This window comes from Bacillus sp. mrc49 (genome assembly GCF_002803435.1).
Genome location: NZ_PHNG01000196.1, coordinates 1 through 882, shown reverse-complemented (window position 1 = coordinate 882; position 882 = coordinate 1). Strand labels below are relative to the sequence as shown.

Below are 882 nucleotides of genomic sequence, written 5' to 3'. Positions count from 1 at the left end.
CCCGATAAAACCGGGATAGTTTCTGTTTTTGTGATTGAATATATTCTTTTGTCTCACTTATATATGCCTCTTCTTCTAGACAGATTCTGCCCACTTCCAATGCGACTTGGTTGACGCTCCAATGCGGTTTATAGCTTTTCACCGTCTTGATGATGCTCCATTCGGCAAGTAAATAGCCTAGTCTCAAGCCCGGAATCGCAAAGATTTTCGTCATCGACCTTAGAACAAGCAAATGTGGAAATCGTTTGATTAATGGCGCAAACGTAAAGGCGTCCTCGGTAAAATCATAAAACGCCTCATCGATGACAACCAGGCAATCCGCTTTTTGGCATTCGCTGATCAATTCCATCACAGCCCCACGGTCAAATGACACGCCCGTCGGGTTATTGGGAGTGCAGAGGAAAACCGCATCATATTCACGTAATCTCGGAATCAAGCGAGCCACATCCAGCTGCCAACCAGGAGCATCAAGCTGGTGGAAGTCGACCTCACAACCAGCTGCCAAACAAGCTTGCTCATATTCCGCAAAAGCCGGCTGGATGATCAACACCTTCCGATCGGCCAGAATGTTGGCCACCAGCATGATGATCTCTGCACCACCGTTCCCTACCAAAACCGATGCCATGGGAAGCGCTTCTTTCTCTGCAATCGCTTTTGTCAGTTCAACGGCATGGGGGTCCGGGTAATGCATGACCCCTTCAAAAAAACCGGACCAGCGTTCCTTGATTCGCAAAGGCGGTCCCAATGGGTTGATGTTTGCGCTGAAGTCGATGATCGAGCCAGGCATTTCAATTTCCAGCGCTTCGTAAAGATAATGTGGATTAGAACCATGAGATGGTAATTTCAAATGCAATTCCCCCCAGCCAAAGCATCAGTAAAAAT

General features: G+C 47.6%; 1 protein-coding gene. It reads right to left on the bottom strand.

All coding sequences use genetic code 11. The features are described 5' to 3' along the window. A partial coding sequence (locus CVN76_RS01365) for a pyridoxal phosphate-dependent aminotransferase (RefSeq protein ID WP_157805432.1) occupies positions 1 to 847 on the bottom strand: 847 nt, incomplete at its 3' end. Between the last annotated feature and the right edge of the window lie 35 nt (positions 848 to 882).